General features: G+C 50.1%; 13 protein-coding genes and 32 tRNA genes. 8 read left to right on the top strand and 37 right to left on the bottom strand.

Annotated elements, in window-relative coordinates:
• Positions 1–351 precede the first annotated feature (351 nt).
• From NDI52_RS32745 to NDI52_RS32580, 34 genes are all read right to left on the bottom strand, one after another.
• Positions 352–426: transfer RNA gene (locus NDI52_RS32745), tRNA-His, on the bottom strand.
• A 5-nt stretch (positions 427–431) separates the two neighbouring features.
• Positions 432–505, bottom strand: a tRNA-Ala gene (locus NDI52_RS32740).
• 5 nt (positions 506–510) lie between these two features.
• Positions 511–587 (bottom strand) — tRNA-Arg (locus NDI52_RS32735).
• 6 nt (positions 588–593) lie between these two features.
• Positions 594–668, bottom strand: a tRNA-Val gene (locus NDI52_RS32730).
• Between the two features lie 5 nt (positions 669–673).
• Positions 674–745: transfer RNA gene (locus NDI52_RS32725), tRNA-Gly, on the bottom strand.
• Positions 746–747: 2 nt separating this feature from the next.
• Positions 748–822 (bottom strand) — tRNA-Gly (locus tag NDI52_RS32720).
• Positions 823–829: 7 nt separating this feature from the next.
• A tRNA-Thr gene (locus tag NDI52_RS32715) sits at positions 830–926 on the bottom strand.
• A gap of 3 nt (positions 927–929) precedes the next feature.
• Positions 930–1,002, bottom strand: a tRNA-Thr gene (locus NDI52_RS32710).
• Positions 1,003–1,005: 3 nt separating this feature from the next.
• Positions 1,006–1,078: transfer RNA gene (locus tag NDI52_RS32705), tRNA-Thr, on the bottom strand.
• Between the two features lie 7 nt (positions 1,079–1,085).
• Positions 1,086–1,156, bottom strand: a tRNA-Met gene (locus NDI52_RS32700).
• 2 nt (positions 1,157–1,158) lie between these two features.
• Positions 1,159–1,233: transfer RNA gene (locus NDI52_RS32695), tRNA-Leu, on the bottom strand.
• Between the two features lie 5 nt (positions 1,234–1,238).
• A tRNA-Lys gene (locus tag NDI52_RS32690) sits at positions 1,239–1,314 on the bottom strand.
• 5 nt (positions 1,315–1,319) lie between these two features.
• Positions 1,320–1,391, bottom strand: a tRNA-Lys gene (locus NDI52_RS32685).
• A 4-nt stretch (positions 1,392–1,395) separates the two neighbouring features.
• Positions 1,396–1,470, bottom strand: a tRNA-Pro gene (locus tag NDI52_RS32680).
• A 90-nt stretch (positions 1,471–1,560) separates the two neighbouring features.
• Positions 1,561–1,637, bottom strand: a tRNA-Leu gene (locus NDI52_RS32675).
• A 5-nt stretch (positions 1,638–1,642) separates the two neighbouring features.
• Positions 1,643–1,716: transfer RNA gene (locus NDI52_RS32670), tRNA-Leu, on the bottom strand.
• 62 nt (positions 1,717–1,778) lie between these two features.
• Positions 1,779–1,854, bottom strand: a tRNA-Pro gene (locus tag NDI52_RS32665).
• A gap of 5 nt (positions 1,855–1,859) precedes the next feature.
• Positions 1,860–1,936: transfer RNA gene (locus NDI52_RS32660), tRNA-Leu, on the bottom strand.
• Between the two features lie 5 nt (positions 1,937–1,941).
• Positions 1,942–2,018 (bottom strand) — tRNA-Leu (locus tag NDI52_RS32655).
• 157 nt (positions 2,019–2,175) lie between these two features.
• A tRNA-Gln gene (locus tag NDI52_RS32650) sits at positions 2,176–2,247 on the bottom strand.
• Position 2,248: 1 nt separating this feature from the next.
• Positions 2,249–2,322 (bottom strand) — tRNA-Gln (locus NDI52_RS32645).
• Positions 2,323–2,327: 5 nt separating this feature from the next.
• A tRNA-Asn gene (locus NDI52_RS32640) sits at positions 2,328–2,402 on the bottom strand.
• A gap of 255 nt (positions 2,403–2,657) precedes the next feature.
• Positions 2,658–2,735, bottom strand: a tRNA-Arg gene (locus NDI52_RS32635).
• Positions 2,736–2,876: 141 nt separating this feature from the next.
• A tRNA-Tyr gene (locus NDI52_RS32630) sits at positions 2,877–2,961 on the bottom strand.
• 33 nt (positions 2,962–2,994) lie between these two features.
• A tRNA-Glu gene (locus tag NDI52_RS32625) sits at positions 2,995–3,071 on the bottom strand.
• 100 nt (positions 3,072–3,171) lie between these two features.
• Positions 3,172–3,244: transfer RNA gene (locus NDI52_RS32620), tRNA-Leu, on the bottom strand.
• A 24-nt stretch (positions 3,245–3,268) separates the two neighbouring features.
• Positions 3,269–3,339 (bottom strand) — tRNA-Trp (locus NDI52_RS32615).
• Positions 3,340–3,344: 5 nt separating this feature from the next.
• Positions 3,345–3,416 (bottom strand) — tRNA-Met (locus tag NDI52_RS32610).
• A 5-nt stretch (positions 3,417–3,421) separates the two neighbouring features.
• Positions 3,422–3,496: transfer RNA gene (locus tag NDI52_RS32605), tRNA-Cys, on the bottom strand.
• A 145-nt stretch (positions 3,497–3,641) separates the two neighbouring features.
• Positions 3,642–3,715 (bottom strand) — tRNA-Arg (locus NDI52_RS32600).
• 2 nt (positions 3,716–3,717) lie between these two features.
• Positions 3,718–3,794: transfer RNA gene (locus NDI52_RS32595), tRNA-Glu, on the bottom strand.
• 51 nt (positions 3,795–3,845) lie between these two features.
• Positions 3,846–3,921 (bottom strand) — tRNA-Asp (locus NDI52_RS32590).
• Between the two features lie 192 nt (positions 3,922–4,113).
• On the bottom strand, positions 4,114–4,500 hold the full coding sequence (locus NDI52_RS32585) for an alr0857 family protein (protein WP_190775268.1): 387 nt from the start codon (positions 4,498–4,500) through the stop codon (positions 4,114–4,116).
• A 30-nt stretch (positions 4,501–4,530) separates the two neighbouring features.
• Positions 4,531–5,064, bottom strand: a complete 534-nt coding sequence (locus NDI52_RS32580; protein WP_190775269.1) for an HNH endonuclease — start codon at positions 5,062–5,064, stop codon at positions 4,531–4,533.
• A gap of 407 nt (positions 5,065–5,471) precedes the next feature.
• Here NDI52_RS32580 and NDI52_RS32575 point away from each other — a divergent pair, with 407 nt between their 5' ends.
• The 4 genes from NDI52_RS32575 to NDI52_RS32560 all read left to right on the top strand — a co-directional run bounded on the left by NDI52_RS32575 (position 5,472) and on the right by NDI52_RS32560 (position 8,696).
• A complete protein-coding gene (locus NDI52_RS32575) occupies positions 5,472–5,900 on the top strand; it encodes a hypothetical protein (RefSeq protein ID WP_190775267.1) in 429 nt (142 codons plus the stop codon).
• A 451-nt stretch (positions 5,901–6,351) separates the two neighbouring features.
• The gene (locus tag NDI52_RS32570) at positions 6,352–7,056 is read left to right on the top strand and encodes a hypothetical protein (RefSeq protein ID WP_190775266.1); all 705 of its coding nucleotides are present in this window, start codon (positions 6,352–6,354) and stop codon (positions 7,054–7,056) included.
• 474 nt (positions 7,057–7,530) lie between these two features.
• Positions 7,531–8,292, top strand: a complete 762-nt coding sequence (locus tag NDI52_RS32565) for a ParA family protein (RefSeq protein WP_190775265.1) — start codon at positions 7,531–7,533, stop codon at positions 8,290–8,292.
• A complete protein-coding gene (locus NDI52_RS32560) occupies positions 8,289–8,696 on the top strand; it encodes a hypothetical protein (RefSeq protein WP_190775264.1) in 408 nt (135 codons plus the stop codon). Before NDI52_RS32565 ends, NDI52_RS32560 begins: the two co-directional genes overlap by 4 nt.
• 196 nt (positions 8,697–8,892) lie before the next feature.
• Here NDI52_RS32560 and NDI52_RS32555 read toward each other — a convergent pair whose 3' ends face one another.
• The gene (locus NDI52_RS32555) at positions 8,893–10,509 is read right to left on the bottom strand and encodes a hypothetical protein (RefSeq protein ID WP_190775263.1); all 1,617 of its coding nucleotides are present in this window, start codon (positions 10,507–10,509) and stop codon (positions 8,893–8,895) included.
• 908 nt (positions 10,510–11,417) lie between these two features.
• Between NDI52_RS32555 and NDI52_RS32550 the strand changes: the two genes are divergently transcribed.
• Positions 11,418–12,506: a hypothetical protein gene (locus NDI52_RS32550; protein ID WP_190775262.1), complete on the top strand. Its 1,089-nt coding sequence runs from the start codon at positions 11,418–11,420 to the stop codon at positions 12,504–12,506.
• A gap of 54 nt (positions 12,507–12,560) precedes the next feature.
• Here the strand turns inward: NDI52_RS32550 and NDI52_RS32545 are convergent, their stop codons facing one another.
• Entirely contained in the window at positions 12,561–13,091 is a 531-nt protein-coding gene (locus NDI52_RS32545; RefSeq protein ID WP_190775261.1) for a hypothetical protein, read from the bottom strand.
• A 103-nt stretch (positions 13,092–13,194) separates the two neighbouring features.
• On the opposite strand from NDI52_RS32545, the gene NDI52_RS32540 reads away from it, so the two are divergent.
• The 3 genes from NDI52_RS32540 to NDI52_RS32530 all read left to right on the top strand — a co-directional run bounded on the left by NDI52_RS32540 (position 13,195) and on the right by NDI52_RS32530 (position 14,384).
• Entirely contained in the window at positions 13,195–13,365 is a 171-nt protein-coding gene (locus NDI52_RS32540; protein ID WP_190775260.1) for a hypothetical protein, read from the top strand.
• A gap of 39 nt (positions 13,366–13,404) precedes the next feature.
• Positions 13,405–13,659, top strand: a complete 255-nt coding sequence (locus NDI52_RS32535) for a hypothetical protein (RefSeq protein WP_348257011.1) — start codon at positions 13,405–13,407, stop codon at positions 13,657–13,659.
• Positions 13,660–13,973: 314 nt separating this feature from the next.
• Positions 13,974–14,384 (top strand): hypothetical protein, encoded by a 411-nt coding sequence (locus NDI52_RS32530; RefSeq protein ID WP_190789295.1) that lies wholly within the window; start codon positions 13,974–13,976, stop codon positions 14,382–14,384.
• Between the two features lie 1,250 nt (positions 14,385–15,634).
• Here the strand turns inward: NDI52_RS32530 and NDI52_RS32525 are convergent.
• On the bottom strand, positions 15,635–16,177 hold the full coding sequence (locus NDI52_RS32525) for a hypothetical protein (RefSeq protein ID WP_190775257.1): 543 nt from the start codon (positions 16,175–16,177) through the stop codon (positions 15,635–15,637).
• Positions 16,178–16,559 lie beyond the last annotated feature (382 nt).

Below are 16,559 nucleotides of genomic sequence, written 5' to 3'. Positions count from 1 at the left end.
AACTGAGGTGTGAAACAGACCAGCGGCGAAGATACTTTGGGGGTTGCCCCACGGGAAAATAGCTCAGTGCCAGGGTAATACTCAACCAAAAACCTTCCTCAATCTGAGGAAGGCTTTTGGTTGAGTATTGCTTGTGCAATGGTATGGCTCGGCAACCATCCATTCCTGTAGCGCTTTGCGCTTGAATCAGCCACGGTTGTTTTTGTGAGAGACGTGCTCTGCACGTCTCTCACAAAAACAACCAGGTTTACAGCGCTTTTTAAGCGCTGTAAATGATGATAATTGTGCTGCTTTTCTATAGAACCTGAGCGTTGTGATTTGGTCTCACTCGTGGTCTCGGTTTTATAGGAGGGTGCCTAACGGGGCTTGAACCCGTTAATGTCCAGCTTCACGGGCTGGTGTCTCGACCACTTTGACTTTAGGCACCATAGTGGATCCGGTGGGATTTGAACCCACAGCCTCCTGTGTGCAAGACAGGAGCTCTCCCAGTTAGAGCTACGAACCCATGTTTGGCAGGAGTGGTAGGAATCGAACCTACACAAGTCGATTTAGAAGATTGATGCCCTCATCCATTAGGCGACACTCCCACTGATTGGTAGTCCTGGCAGGATTTGAACCTGCAACCCTCTGTTTGTAGGACAGTTGCTCCACCGTTGAGCTACAGGACCACGAGAGCGAATGGCGAGACTCGAACTCGCATCTGGAGATTGGCATACTCCGGTGTTAGCCCTTACACCACACTCGCGTTGGAGCGATTGACGAGACTCGAACTCGTGTCTCCTGGTTGGAAGCCAGGGGTGCTTGCCACTGCACCACAATCGCATTCTGAGGCTGGTGACAGGAATTGAACCTGCGCGCGCGCAGCGAAGCTGATCCGTACCGGATCGCATACAAGGCGATTGCTCTACCGGCTGAGCTACACCAGCACAAGCAGATGGCGAGGCTTGAACTCGCGTCCAGGACATACCAAATCCTGATGCTGACCGACTACACCACATCTGCATTTGGAGCAGGCGGCAGGATTTGAACCTGCATGAAGGCTGTACGAGAGCCTTATGTTTCTTTACATCACACCTGCATTTGGTCGCGGGGGTGAGAGTTGCACTCACCGATTGCAGCTTATGAGACTGCCGAGCCGCTCTTGCTCTATCCCCGCTATGCCCCCAGCGAGATTCGAACTCGCAAAGATTCTGGGTTTAAGCCAGACACGTCTGCCAATTGCGTCACAGGGGCATCTTTGGTGGGCTGTGTAGGCTTTGAACCTACGCACTTCCGCTTAAGAGGCGGCTGCTCTACCAACTGAGCTAACAGCCCAAGGGTGGGTCGCTCAGGGGTTGAACCTGAATCGTTCCGCTTAAAAGGCGGCTGCATATCCGCTCTGCCAACGACCCAAGGTGGTCTGAGTGGTAGGGATTGAACCTACGACCTCCAGTTCCCCGAACTGGCGTGCTCCCACTGCACCACACCCAGATAGTTTTGGTACACCGAGCAAGACTCAAACTTGCTAATTACCCACTTATCGGGTGGGTGCGTCGATCACTTCCGCCTTCGGTGCTTGATTGGTACTCCTGATGGGAGTCGAACCCACAAAAAACTAGATCCTCGGTCTAGTGCGTTTTCCGTTTCGCCACAGGAGCATCAGTACCCTTGGTGGGATTTGAACCCACAAAAACCGCGTTCTGACCACGGCATGTCTGCCAGTTGCATCACAAGGGCAATGGTTTTTGATTTTGAGACGTGAAAGTGCAATTCTCATGTCCCAAAAAAGTATGGGCAAATGGTCGGGATGGTAGGATTTGAACCCACGACTCCTTGGCCCCAAACCAAGGCTTCTGACCGCTGAATTACATCCCGATAGTTGGTACTGCTGGTGGGATTTGAACCCACAACCTCCGGTTTCTAAGGCCGGCACCTCTTCCAGTTGGGCTACAGCAGCGCAATTGGTACTCCTGGTGGGAGTTGAACCCACACGAGACTGTTTTTGAGACAGCCGCCTCTTCCGATTGGGCTACAGGAGTGAGAAATGGGAAGTCCACAGGGGATTTAACCCAGGCGACTGTTTAGGAGATTTCCAGTAATGAAATTACCCCCAGAATGTTGGTGCTTTGCCCGCGAAGCGGGCAAAGCACCAACATTCTGGGTAAATTCTTATGCAGAAACCTCCTTACCTCCCAACTGCCCCGCCAGGGTTTGAACCTAGAACTTCGCTTTCAAAGAGCGGGATGTTGCCAGTTACACCACAGGGCATTGGATGCCAGAGCAGGGGTTGAACCTGCATTTCAGTGTTCAGAGCACTGCGACCTGCCGTTAGTCGATCTGGCATTAAATGGCTGCCCCAGTAGGATTTGAACCTACAACCTTGCGGTTAACAGCCGCTCGCTCCGCCATTGAGCTATGGGGCAAAGGCTGCTGGATAGCTGAGTGTCGCGTAGCTATCCAACGAATGGGAAGTGACAGGATCGAACTGCCTTCTCGCCGTCTTCAGCGGCATGTGAGCACCAGCTTCACCAACTTCCCATTTTGTTTTTGGAGCTTGATGGAGCAGGCAATGCCCACCCCAAAAAGAAGGCGGAGAGCAGAGGAATCGAACCCCTAGCCCAAGGACTACCCTGGTTTTCAAGGCCAGTTGCCGACCATTCAGCGGTGCCCTCCACAATTGGCGAGGACGGAGGGACTTGAACCCCCACTCTTCAGGTTCGTAATCTGAGATGTTCATCCAGTTACACCACGTCCTCAAAAGTTGTTCATCTGAATGAAGTAGTTTTGTGACTTCATTCAATAAATGACAGGCGGAGAGCAGTGGACTCGAACCACAATTGTTCATCCATCTGTTTAGCAAACAGCGCCGATCGCCCGATCGATTTACTCTCCATGATTGGTAGGTCGGGCAGGAGTCGCACCTGCAAGGCACAAAGCGGCTGTTTTACAGACAGTTGCCCGCGCTGATAGGCGAGCCGACCTATACTTGATTGCTGCTCTACAATGAGCAAGATTTGGCAGTGCAGACGGGACTCGAACCCGTTAATTACACGCTTGAAAGACGTGCCGCTCGACCACTTCGCTTCTGCACCACGAAGATTGAATATTACTAACTGGAATGCTGAAGTTGATGCTCAATGACATTCTTTTAGTCAGTAACAGTGAATGCCGTGCAAGTTAAAAAAGCTGTTGTTTCACACACAGGAGTCGAACCTGTAGTTGACTGTTTTTGAGACAGTTGCCTTACCATTAGGCGAGTATGTAAGCTTTTTCGATTAGGGCACGACAACGCACAGACGAGGATTTGAACCTCGAACAACGGTTTTGGAGACCGTGATGTTGCCGTTACACCATCTGTGCATAGGTTGCAGCGGTGGGAGTCGAACCCACATATCCTCGGTTATGAGCCGAGTACCTTACCGTTAGGTGACACTGCAGTGCTTGGACTCCAGGGAGAGAATCGAACTCTCGCTCATTGGTTTTGCAGACCAACGCCTTCCCACTTGGCGACCTGGAGATTAACTTACTGTGCAAGTTGAAGAAGCTGTTTTTGTTGAACTACCTCGCCAGGGTTGGTGGCGAGGACTGGAATTGCACCAGCAACTATCGGTTTCAATCGATCGTTCTACTGTATGTAGGCTTCTTGCATTAGGGCACAGCAACGAGGATGACAGGAGTTGAACCTGTGACCACTTGCCTCGGAAGCAAGCGCTCTGTCCATCTGAGCTACATCCTCATTGGAAGCATCGACGGGGATTGCACCCGCTTCTCCATGCTTGAGAGGCACGGCGACTTATCTACTCGTCCACGATGCTACAAACATCCTTTCTGTTGGATGCAAATCATCTAACAAAGAGGAGATAAGGCGGGGATGATGGGATTTGAACCCACGGTCTTTCGCTCGACAGGCGACTGCTTTGAGCCGGGCTAAGCTACATCCCCAAAGGTGGCGATTCAGTTTTCAAGGTTCGGAAGGGTTACTACAGAGCCTTTGTGAGTGGTTGTAGTGCTGATGCTACAATTATACTACAAACATACTACAAACTGTCAAGCCCGTACTACAACTTTTTTGAAACGGGAGAGAGGAATCCTAGAAAAAGGCTTCTATTGCTCTCTCCCGTTGGGTTTTGCCCATTACGCCAGGGAGGAAATATGCACCTGGCTCATCTGCCACAGCTTGTAAATTAGGAATTCGGTGCGATCGCCCATTAGCACCAAGAACATCCCCTCATGAGATTCCTTGCTTTCGGCAATCCAGCTTCCGGTCAAGCTGATTTCCACAAACTCGTCATCTACGGGAGTCACAGTGGCAACGGCATTGCTTTCGCCTTGCAAGGCTATCTCTAACTGCTCCAGTTCAGGGAGGTTGGCAGGCAGTAGGAAGGAGGCCCGTCCAGGTTGGACACAAAGGGCTCCAGATAGCCGCATAGCTAGCATCACCCGTTGGGCAATAAGCATCTCCAGGGATGCCATCACCCGTTCCATATACAGTCCAACTTCGGTGTAATTCAGCTTTAACATTGGCCTTACCTCTGCCCTCCTTTAGGGCTGTCAGTTGTTGCTAGACTGCTGTTCCTTCCAGAACTGATCGGCAAAGGCGATCGCTGGATGCATCGGTGCTTTCGGTTTTGTTCGCAAAACCATTGAGGTTTCATGCAGGAGGCGATCGCCTTTGCGAGAATTGCATTTCTCGCAGGCGGTCACGACGTTATCCCAGGTATGAGCCCCGCCCTTTGAGCGGGGAATGACGTGATCTAACGTCAGGTGCTTGGTGCTGCCGCAGTACTGACAGGTGTGGTTGTCACGACGGAAAACCTCTCGACGACTGACAGGGGGGACTTTCCAGTGCCGCTCCGGATTGCCACTCGTCAGGCGGATGTGCTCTGGAACTTGTAGTACGAGACTTGGAGAGCGGACCTCCCACTGCTGGGTGCTGCTGAAATCAAGCGATTCTGCCTGCCCTGTAACGAGTAGGACGACGGCCCGTTTGATGTTGATCTGGGCCAAGGGTAGGTAGTTCTTTGAAAACACTACTACCTGGTTTTGAAGTACTGGTAATTGCCTGCTCTGGTGTTGAGCCTGCAGTTGTTGCGCTTGCATAAGGCCACTCCTCAAAAAACAACCCCCGCCTCTGGTGACCAGCAGCGGGGGTTGGGAAGGTTAATACTCTTTTCCCTATATGGGTGACAGGTTGACCCTGCACCTCCCGCTTTGGCTACATTGATCCGGATTCAGTCCTCCGGAAATTGCGACGTTAATGTCCTTACGAGCTGATTTGCTACCCTCAAACCGATAAGCACCCTCAAGCGTAAACAGCACCACTGCATTACCCAAACCCCAATGGGGTCGGCACTGCATGGCGCTGTCTAAGGTGGCGGGAAGGGTACGTATCATGGAAGGCTGTAGTATTTGTGTTACAAATCTGAATGTCTACATACTACACTTGTAGTATTAGGTTGTCCACCCTTTCGTAGAAATTTAGGTCTTCAGTCATGGATACACGCAAACGAGGTACCACTCCGGATATGCAAGTTACGAGTATCCGTTTAGAACCTGAACTCAAAGAACGACTGCGGGAGATATCGGGCGAGCGAGGGTATCAATTTCTCATTCGAGAGGTGCTCTGGCAATTTGTGGAGCACCCAGCATCGTTTGATCGAATACAGTCAACGTCTGATCAAACCTGGCAATTTCTTTCTCCTATAGATGATGCTCTGGAAAACTTAGAACAGTCGCCTATCCCACCGCAGTCTTCGCGATTGTCCAAAAATAATATTCGAGCCATATTTAGGGCGATCGCGCAACGAGAAGAATGTTGTGCAATCACAGGCCAACTGATTCGTCCACAACAGACCATGTGGTTGGGGCTAACAGTCAGTGGCAGCCTTATATCTCTAAGCAATGACAGTCTTACTGATTAGACAGCATAAATTTAGACAGTCATAAACCAGACTTAAATGGCCACTTGAACTGAGGCTGCTATAAGCCAAGCGCCAATCCGGCTATGGCTTTGATGTATCTGGCTTAGACCTTCTCAGAAACAGTGCTACTCAACGAATACATTCATGTAGACAGTAACCTTAAAAATCTCCTTAACTTTCCCTAATTTTTAGCCATCGCCGCCGTTTGAGATTCCGCTTACAGTGAAAGAGTGATGAGAAAGGGCTAAGACAAAACACAGCAAACCCTCTCATCACAAGGCTTCCAAAGACGCTCAATAGGCTCACAAGGCCCCTATTTCCAGCGACTCCGACTTGCATCTGCAACTGGAGTTGAGCCTGGCTGAGTTGTCCTACGGATTCGCACGCTGTTCGACGGTTTATTCCTATTCAATCATCAACTTCTCTCAATTCACAAAGGAACCCCCCAACCATGGCAAACATTACTGGTAATTCTGGCAACAACACCATCGATGGAACCGATCAAAATGACAAAATTCTGGGCGGTGCAGGCCACGACGTCATCGACGGTGGATCAGGAGATGACTTATTAAAAGGGCAGAAAGGTAATGATTTTGTGTTTGGTGGGGCAGGTGACGACACCATCCTGGGAGATGACCATAACTACAAAAGCAGTGATGGGCACGATATTTTGTGGGGCGGTAGTGGTGATGATGTCATCTCCGGTGGTGGCGGTGACGATATGATTCGGGGTTCGCGCTCCTACTACGACGCCTATGAACGGGAATACGATGTGCTGACGGGCGGGAAGGGCAACGATATGTTTATGATGACCGATGAATTCGGCAACCAGGCATATTTGGGGGATGACCTCTTAAATACTCAGAACTCTGCTGGGTTTGCCCTAATTACGGATTTCCAGGCCTCAATGGATAGCCCTAAGGACACAATTCAACTGGATGGGTTTGCCGCGCACTATCGGCTCATTCCTGTGTTTTGGGGACAACAGTTTGGCAAAGCTAACACCTCGAGCGTCACAGACGTAGCTCTGGTATCGATTGGTGTTAATCAGGATCAGCAGGACGTCGTAGCTGTGCTACAGGATGTTTCTACTCAGTTCCTTGCCAACCCTACAGGTTATCTGAATAACAACAACGTCTTCCAATTCCTCGGGTAGGTAGCTATCCAGCTCGTTCTAACTCCTTGCTCCATCGCCGTCCTTCTGGACGGCTTTTCTGCATTGATAACAAATGCCAGAACCCGCAGCAGTAAACGAAGCACCCATAATTGAGTAGAGTTTTGCCCAGGTTTTAGATAGAGATAATAATACTTATCTCTATCACACCATTCTTACACTATTTTACTGAGTGGAATGCTAAAGCCTTTTTCATATAGGCATCTACTGAGATTTAGATATCCAGGGATTCAGGTATCTGTCTGGAATCTTTAGATGTCCAGGTCTCCTGGTACCTGCACATTGTGATGAAGAATTCGGGCAACCCAATACTTGAAAGGATATGCTCTGAGGACTTTAAGGAATACCGAATTTTGGACAAATCGATAAATCTAGACATCTAGGTATCTAGACTTGTTGAATTAAAGAGTTCAGAAGTATAGGCTTGGGCATCACTCTCTGTCGAATCTTGATACTATGCGAACCTGTTCCTGCATTTCCTTATCAGGCGGGCAAGGCAAAACCACCACGATCTTCTTCACAGCCCTTTTGCTGGCTCAACAGGGTGAGCGAGTATTAGTCATCGACTCCGACCCTCAAGCCAATCTGACTTTCTACCTCAATCACGAAGTTCAGCCCAACCAACCCAGCCTGTTTGAGGTACTGACAGGTCAAATCGCCACCGAAGACGGCATCTACGAAACGAGCTATGAAAATCTTTTTCTCATTCCGGCTGATCGTGGCCTCTTCAAAGTATCCGATTACCTGAGTAGCAGCGGCACGGGGGCCTTCATCTTGAAGCTGCGGCTGAAAGCGGTGGCCGACCTTTTCGACTACGTCCTCATCGACGTGCAACCATCTCGCTCTCAGCTCTGCCTGACGGCAGTAGGGGCATCTGAGTACGTGGTCATTCCTGTCGAGGCTAACGTTAAAGGCATGAACAGCCTGATCGACACCATCGACTTCCTCAATGAGCAAAGTAGCCTGATGGCTTTCACAGGGCAAATTTTGGGCATCGTCCCCTTCCGCGATCGCTGGGTGGGCAACACCCAAACGCTGGAAGGACGGCAAAACATCGAAGCAATGCGGGAGTTTGCCGGAGACATCCCCATCCTGGCCTCCATCCGGGAATCTGAGAAATTCAAGAGCGCCGTTCGTCAGGGCAAATCTCTGGCTGACCTGGGCCAGAAAGACCTGCAATACCCCTTTGAACAAATCGTGGAGAAACTACAGCCATGAGCGACGCCCTTGAACGCCTGAAGAAACGCCAACGCCCCACTGTCCCTCCCCGCGATGCATCTCTCATCACCAATGCTCCTCATCCGCCTCAAATAAATACCTCGACATCGGTAAAACCTCAAACCCCAACCTCAAGCAAGCTAGAACCTGGGGTAGGGCTACAGACGAAGCAGAGTACGTTGCGCCTGGAACAAGGGGTGAGCGATCGCCTGCAAGCCGTAGCTCGTAGCGAAGGGCTATGCCGCGAAGTGCTGATTGAGGCCATGTTTGAATACTGCGAAGCACATCCTGAGGCCATGCAGTCGGTTATAGAAGAATCCAAGACTAAGAACGACCACCGCCAGCAGATCGCCAACCTCAAACGTGCCAAATCGATGATGCAGCGCTTCGGCAACGCCGGGTAGCTCCTGCATTGTAGAATCTCTATTCTTTTGCTCCGCAATGCTCAGAAGTCATCCCTTTTCTTGAGGGACGATCATTCCGCCATATTCTGACGCGTTGCGCTTCTACGACCACGAGATCCCAGTCACTCGGATTTACTCCCTGGGTTGAGGGAGCGATTGAACGTTGTGATTAGAGCAGGAAACGACTGAATCCCTATTACGGAATCCCATTAATTTGGATCCAGGCGAGCGCCTCTGCTATCAAAATCGGGTCACCCGACTCCAAATACCGTCGCATTCGATCCCGGTGTTGCTGTTGTTGCCCCTCCAGGCGGATACGTTTATGGTTCTCGATGGCCTCTTGCGTTGCTGTTTCCTGCACCATCTCGATGATGGTCATTGGCGGGTCGCTGGTATTACACCCAGGGGCTAGCTCGTCTGGTGGGCGATCGCCGAAATCCTTCTCCTGCAGGGTATTACAGCCATCAGTTTGCAATAAGTTTCTCGCGGTCCGGGCGTAATCCTCTAAAGATTGCGCCCATCCGCTATCTAACTGGGGGGGAAGGGGGGGGTTTTCCACAGCTTCCGTTACCGCCTCTTGTAGATGGGCGGGGTGCCACAGGTCGCGATGGCGATAGAGGGTGCTGCCGCTGATCTTGTGTTGAACGAGAGCTTTAAATCGCTCAGTCGTACCAACCGGAAGGGTTTTACTGGCGAGCAGTTGGGCGATCGCCTGCCGAATCTTCTCCCGAGCTGTCTGGGCCTGCTGCTCGTTCCACGATAGTTTCTTCTCCTGGGGTTCGGAGGTCGGCTGTAGAGTGCTAACCGTGCTGCTCTTCAGGCCGTAGTGGAAGTATCGGCTAGTTTCGACACACCGGGCCCATTCCTCGGCCCGTTTGTGGATCTCGTGCTGGTGTCGGCACCAATCCTGATAGCCCGGCAGAGCGGTTGCAACCTTGACAATTTGCTGCACCAGGTCGCTGCCTTCTAGCGGCGCTCCTCCTGCCAGGATGTGGCCGAAGATGTATTCACGCATGGCAATACGTCCCAACAGATGGTTGGTTTGGCCATGGCCTGTCCAACCTTGCTCGATCTCGGCGTGGAGGTCGTTGAGGAACTTAGCTGCGTTGGTAGAAACTCTGTATTGCCGCCGCCGATAGATTTTCAAGACCCGCTTGATGTTCGTCTCTGTGACCTCGTTCTGCTGGGCGCAGAACTGCCACTGTCGCACGAATTCCCCTTGGGGGCTGTAGATGGGTTCCCATCCTTCTGTGAGCAGATACGAGCCTATTTGTAGGGGTAGACGGTGGGCTGCATAGAGCTGAGGTTTGCCCTTAGGGATGTAGGGTTTTGGGTCGGGGAAGATTTCGAGTTGCCCCGCTGCAATCTTGAATCCGGCATGTTCGACCAGCGCGGCGATCGCCAACGCCAGGGAGCCAGATTTCTGCGCCCGAGCCAAAGGCAAGTAGATATGAATACCCCCGCTGTAGGAACTGAAGAGTTTCAGGCTATGAGTGATTCCTAAAGGTTCCAGGACCTCTAGAATGCGGCGGATTGCGAAGGGATCACGCTTTGGGTGGTACGGGCTGCCGGTGTCGATGTCTAGCAGGGCATAGCTGGTTTCTTTGCCAAATCGGACACCGTAGAGGAACGAGCCCTGTTCGATCAGGCGATCGCTCAGGGGATGGCGGCTTTCAGTTTGCCACTCGACGGCGTGCCCCGGTTGGGGTTGGGGTGCCCAGATGTAATCAAGGCGGTGGGGAAAAAGGGCGAGGAAGGGGTTTTGGCCTTCCCGAACATACTGGAAAGGAGCTGGTTTCTGTGAGGGAAGCATAAGGGTTCCAAAGCTGTAGCGTTTGCTCAGACGGGATTTTTTACCTTGTGCTGTCCAAATCCTGGCGATCTCTGTACCCAACAGGTCGGTAAGTTCTGTTACAAAAACTCGGCAAACAAAACTTTTCCTACACAAAGTTGTGCAAGATTGTGCCAGGCATTGCTATGATGCTCTACAAAGCTCCGTGAAAGGTAGTTACATACTTTTCCTGGAAACTTGTTGGTTGGGAAACTGGGGTTTTGGGTTTTAAGTTGAACCCAGTTTCGTAGAGCATCTGAGCGCTTGGGCAGCATAAATTCCTTAAGTGTTCAGACATCCTCCTTGGCTTACAAAGCCAATTTATAGTTGTTAAACTCCCTGTCTGTGTCTCCGCACAACAGGGAGTTTTAATCTATTTAACACTTAAACACTCCTCATGGAGCATTTAAAAAATCGTCATTGTGAGGCGATCCGCCGGTGTTGCAGGGCAAAAATACGCCGGAGTGATAGACGAAACTATACGCCGGAGTGATAGACAAAAGTGGGTCGTTATACGCCGGAGTGATAGACAAAACTATACGCCGGAGTGATAGAGAAATTTTAGAAACCCTTGATTTGTAAAGCTTTTAAAAAAGTGACTTGCAAAAACTATACGCCGGAGTGATAGACGAAACTATACGCCGGAGTGATAGACAAAAGTGGGCCGTTATACGCCGGAGTGATAGACGAAACTATACGCCGGAGTGATAGACAAAAGGCTCAAAAATGTACGCCGGAGTGATAGAACTCTGTCCAGAGTGTTAAGAAAAATTAAGGCTGGAGCTTGGATCCAGGGCAATGAAGGTTATCTAAAATTTGTGGGCCCACGATACTCTCTCAACACACCCTGAATCATTGAGTAAAATTTCCCCTAACCCTATGGTTTATGTATGAGTCGGAGTGACAAGAACCTATCCTTTCCGGTTGATGGTCAGTTACTCATGGTTCTTCCTAGAGCCTCCGCTTCCGCTAAAAATCCTGATGTACAGCTTCCGGTTTTGCGTTCCGACCGTGATGGATACTATCTGGAAATGCGGGTTGAGGCGGATTCCAATGGCTCTGGTGAGGTATCGGTGACCCGGCGGGTTTCCCTCGAAGACCTGACTGCCGAAGAATGGGAGGAACTCAAGCACCAATACGACAGCCTGAACTTCGATGCGCTGGTGGCTCAGGGCGTTGGCAAAGGGCTGGAGAAGATCCAAGACCGAAAAATCCAGCGGCTGTTCGTGGCCCTCATGACGTTTCTCAATCCACGTCAGGTGGCGATCGTGCTGTACCTCTACAAGCTGGCAGCGGAGCAGGATGACGGCCCTGTAGTAACCTTCCGTTCTAATGATTTGTTAGAAAGCCTGGGGTACTCCAAAACCAGGGGTGGCAGCTTTCATGCCAGAGTCAGGTCCCAGCTCAACCAGGATCTGGTGGCTCTACACCGCGTTGAGTTGATGATGGCAAAGTCATTGCGGGATGGGAACAAGATTGGGGCAGAGGTTCTGATCAAAAGCATCCTCCGGATCAGGAGCTATAAGATGGACAACCTCTCCCGGGACTTTGATCTGGGGAAGGCGGCGGACTATACCTATGAACTGGCAGACTCCTACACTATCTCCCTGGAGTTCTTTGAGGGGACAGGGCGCACCGGGGATTATGTCCTATTTGCCAGCGACATTGACATCACGCAAAAACACGGCAGCAATGCCAAAAACGACTATAAGACGAAGTTACTGGTCTACCTGGCCAGTCGCTTAAAGTGGGACTCGCCACAGGATCGGCAGTACCTGGTAGTTTCGAAGCAATATCTATTTAAGAACCTGGATTTGCTGGGGAGCAACAAGTCTCGCAACAACCAAATCTTCTGGCGTACCGTTGAAGAGTTGCAGCAGGAGGGTTACATCTTGGGGGCACAGGAGTTGACGGAAAAGCGGAAGACGAGTGTGCAGTTTCAAATTAACCCTGAGAAGCTTACGTTGGGAGCGAGGTAAAGACTGTAAGCAGTTGCGCAGCAGATGCTAGATGTTGCACTCATCTTGAGCAGCTCAGATCGGCCGTAGCCGCACGAAACGCCATAGCAGAGGCAAGCCTTCGGATTGTAAGTAACACCGGCGTTTGCCATTGATACATAGTTCCAATCCAGAGAATCCATATTCCCCTAGTTCACTCAACCAGTACCAGATCTGCCCCAATTCAAGATACTCCTCAAAGGTTGCAGTGCTTATGCTTAACAGATCATCTTCAGTCAAGTCATTCTTGGAACTGATCGTGAACTGTGCAAACTTCTCTCGAATAACTTCGGGTAATGATTGCATTAAGGCTGTAATGCGAGCGTCTGACATCGTGAGCTTTTCCAGGAATAGTGTGATAGATGGCAATAGGATATGCACAAAACTGCTACTGCCAATCGGCTCTGCTAACGGCGATCGCACCAGTAGCCCGTTATAGAGAGCTTTCACTAGTTCACCATCCATGAGGATCTGGAAAAACAGTACGTTTTGAAAAGTCTCAAGGGTGACCACGAGTAAGCCTGGAAGGGGGCGATCGCCTCCCAAGAGGGCATCACAACAGCCCATCAAACCCTGGGCCAGGCTGTGCCAATTTCACAGATATTTCATAGGCTCTCTATAGGGTTTTAGCCAGGGATCCGAGAAGCGATAGGCAGGGGAGGCGATCGCCATGACTGAACATGTGAAAGGGTTGGTTGTGGGGGCGCTCTTTTTCCTGGCTACCGCTGCGTTTGTCCATGAAGGTGTAGAAGATAGACAGCTCTCGGAAAAAGCCGTTTTGACAGGATTGGCTGGTCTCGGTGGATTCGGGGCAGGCTATGCCTTTGGCCGAAGCTTGTAGAAGATGGTTTATGTTTCAAGCTTGCGAATGGGGTATGGCTTGCCTTTAGAACACGCTTTAGTTGTACTGGAACTCTATCTGGAACTGAGCCGTGTAGGAGCGATCGCCTCATCGTTTATGAACGAAGGCGTAGAAGTAGTAATCACAGTTTCTCCACAGCAAAGGTTTTATCAACTTTGGCTTGACTTACGCCATCTTTCTGCAAGTAGCGTTAACCCTCCTGTCGCGACGGTCTCCAGTCCTTCGATGCTTTATTCTCCTGAGTGGGCTCTCAATGTTAAACGAGCGTCTTAATTGCCCGGGTCTCTAGGGGAATTTCCAATGGGTTTGAACCTGCTTTAAAGGGAACAAACGCACAAACGCAGCCTTATATATAGCGGAAGGCTACAGCAACGGCAGCACATAGAGCTTGCAACTTCTCGCTCTTATCCTCCTCTCTCATCAAATCAAAACACAGCAGAGATATTGGAAATTGGGTGATGGATGAGGGAAATCAGTAGGGAAATAGACAACCTCTGGGGATGAATTAGAGCGTCGGGGAATTCTAGGAAGACCCATGTCATCTGGCAGAACCAACGGATCTCCAGTACTCCTCCCTAGACAGAACCATGAGAAACATCCGCGAAATTGGACTTGCAGTGCTCTGTGGAGCCGTGACAACTCTTGCCCTTTTCCCTGCCCCAGCCAACGCTTGGGGTCCAGTGTATGAATTTGGGGACTGCACTATTGATACAGGCACTCAGAGGGAAACGTTTGAGTGCTACGTGAGCACGAGAGGAGAAACAGACTCATTCTCCATGGAGATTATTCGTTCTGTTAGCGGAAATCCCAGCAGAGATTCATTAGTCGGCACCTACTACGCACCTAATTCTGCTGGTTCGGATCACATGACATTTGAGTGGAGTGATGGAGCAGAAGAACGTGTGCAAGCCTCAGACTTCAATAACCCTGAAGATTGGGCGTTCTGGATACAAGGGGGCTGTGGTATTGGCTTTCAGCGATTAACATTAGATATGTAGAGGCTGATTACTCCCAGAATGAGGAGATTAAAACTCTGGAAAGCCTGGTATTCGAGGTTTAGGGTTTCCTCTGTTTGAAGGTGAGGGTGCCGAGCACCCCCACCTTCAAACAGAGGTTGATTTCCGCGGCTTAGTACCAAGCAGTCAGAATTAAGGTTTGGAGTAGCTTTGCATCTTGCTTCGAGTTGCAAGGTAAGTGTGCTACGTACGTCCTTGTGTTCTAGAGGGGCGATCGCTGCTCTAGAACCGTATTCGACCTAGTGCATGGGCAACCATCCCACATAAAGAAGCCCACCGCTAACGCCTTCTTGGCACGGTGGGCAGAGGTGCAAATGTGTCACTGAATGGCTTTAGTTTCCCCACCTACTAGCAACAATCCTTCAGCAGGATTACTAGCCGTGCAGCAAGCAGCGCGATGTTACTAGGGGCGCTAAAGATCATGTATTCAATCACCTGTAATTGTTGTTGTGGAAGTGGTGGCAAATCCGCCATTCCTACAGCAACAATTACAGATTGTTTTATACGTGTTTATCAAGAAAATTTCTCGGCTGTTTTCTAGACAGGTGGTGTGGGTGGAGTAGGAATCCTATGTGCCCTTTTTCCATGCTTAGGATCACAAATAAAACAACCTGTAATTCTTTTTGTGAGAGGGGCGGCAAAGCCGCCCCTCTCACAAAAAGAATTACAGGTTATTCAATACACGATCCTTATTCATAGGTCTGGAACATAACCCTTTTCTGGAACGAGGAGCAATAAATTTGTATTTTAATAGGTTGCACTTTATACCTGGCGACTAGTAGAGGGTCGCAATTCAATCCATTCACGGTTTTACCGAAAAGCGAGATTGCAGTGATTTCTTCATGGCATAACCCACTTCCATCGGAGGGGGATAAGTCTCATCAGGTCGTTGTCTGTTGTTATAAGGACAAATGGGTTCCAATCCTGGTGTACCCGCTTAAGGATGCAATTGCATTGCGTCAAAAAGCACAGTCTTTTGGCAAAGATCTCTTTATTTGCCCAGTCAATGGCTTTTCCAGTAAGGAACTGGAGCGGCTGTGAAACAGGACTTAGCAGAAATAATGGCGATCGCTTGAGTGCAGCTTAAGAATTGAGTGTTGCTAAATAGAGCTATGAAATGGAGTGTGGAACTACAGTTCCACACTCCATTTCATAGCTCTATTTAGCAACGGGAAGAATTGATTTAAGTGACGGCCTGAAGACAGCCCTCAAGCCGTCACTTGGCTCAGTTATTACACAGACTGATAGACCTGCAGAAGCACATCAGCGATGTATCCATATCCCAGGACGAACTGGCTGCACTTGTGCTGGGCAGGGCCAACCTCCGCAGTGGCAGAAACCACATACAGACCGGGATCCATCTCCCACTTCTGAGCAGTACCAGGAAGTGCCAGGGTGTATTCGTACTCATCCTTCTTGGTATAGATGGTGATTGGCTGATCCACTTCGTCAGCAATGTTGCCCTGACCTTCAAAGTGAAAGTTCATCGTAATCTTGGTTTCCAGGCACATCAGCAGAGCAGACAAGGGTGACTTGTTGAAGGTAATTTTTGCGCTTGCAACAATCCCTTCGTCCTCTGCCACGATGTAAGGAGACTGGGCAGGAGCCACGAAGTCAGGAAGCATAGGCTCTCCAGTAGTTCCATTGACTTTTAGGTCAGACAGCGTGAAGAACACAGGTCCCAAGATGTTACGGGAATAGGTTTCTGTTGCCGTAACCTGGTCGCGCTGCGCTCTTGCTGCTGCTAGAGCGGGGGAGATGGTTGTATCAGCCATGGTTATGTCCTCTTAGGTGATATTGAGTGAGTCCGTTGTCAGCAGAATTAACAGCATCCGTTGGGCTTGTATTGAATGCGCTGCTTGGCAACTGGACTAACTATGGCATCCCAATTTCTCCCAAGCAGTCCTCACTATGGGTACTATTTATTCGTCCGAGTAATTTCACGGCGAGGAAACGTGGAAGCTCACCAATGTCCATCCTCAAAAGGGCACCCCTCGTAAGCTCGGTTCTGGCCGTTAAACCTTCCATCTACGATTTTGGGATTACCTAAAGCTGGGAGATTGGTTAAAAAGCTTGATATGAGGGATTTAGGAGATATTGGAGCAGGAATTTTCGAATTTTTTGAGAAAAGGGGTTTACAAAGTTGCATGGAACTTG

The sequence above is a fragment of the Leptolyngbya sp. PL-A3 genome, assembly GCF_039962325.1.
Classification (GTDB): Bacteria; Cyanobacteriota; Cyanobacteriia; order Elainellales; family Elainellaceae; genus Vacuolonema.
Note: the sequence above shows the minus strand (reverse complement) of the source record. Positions and strands in the feature narration are given on the sequence as shown.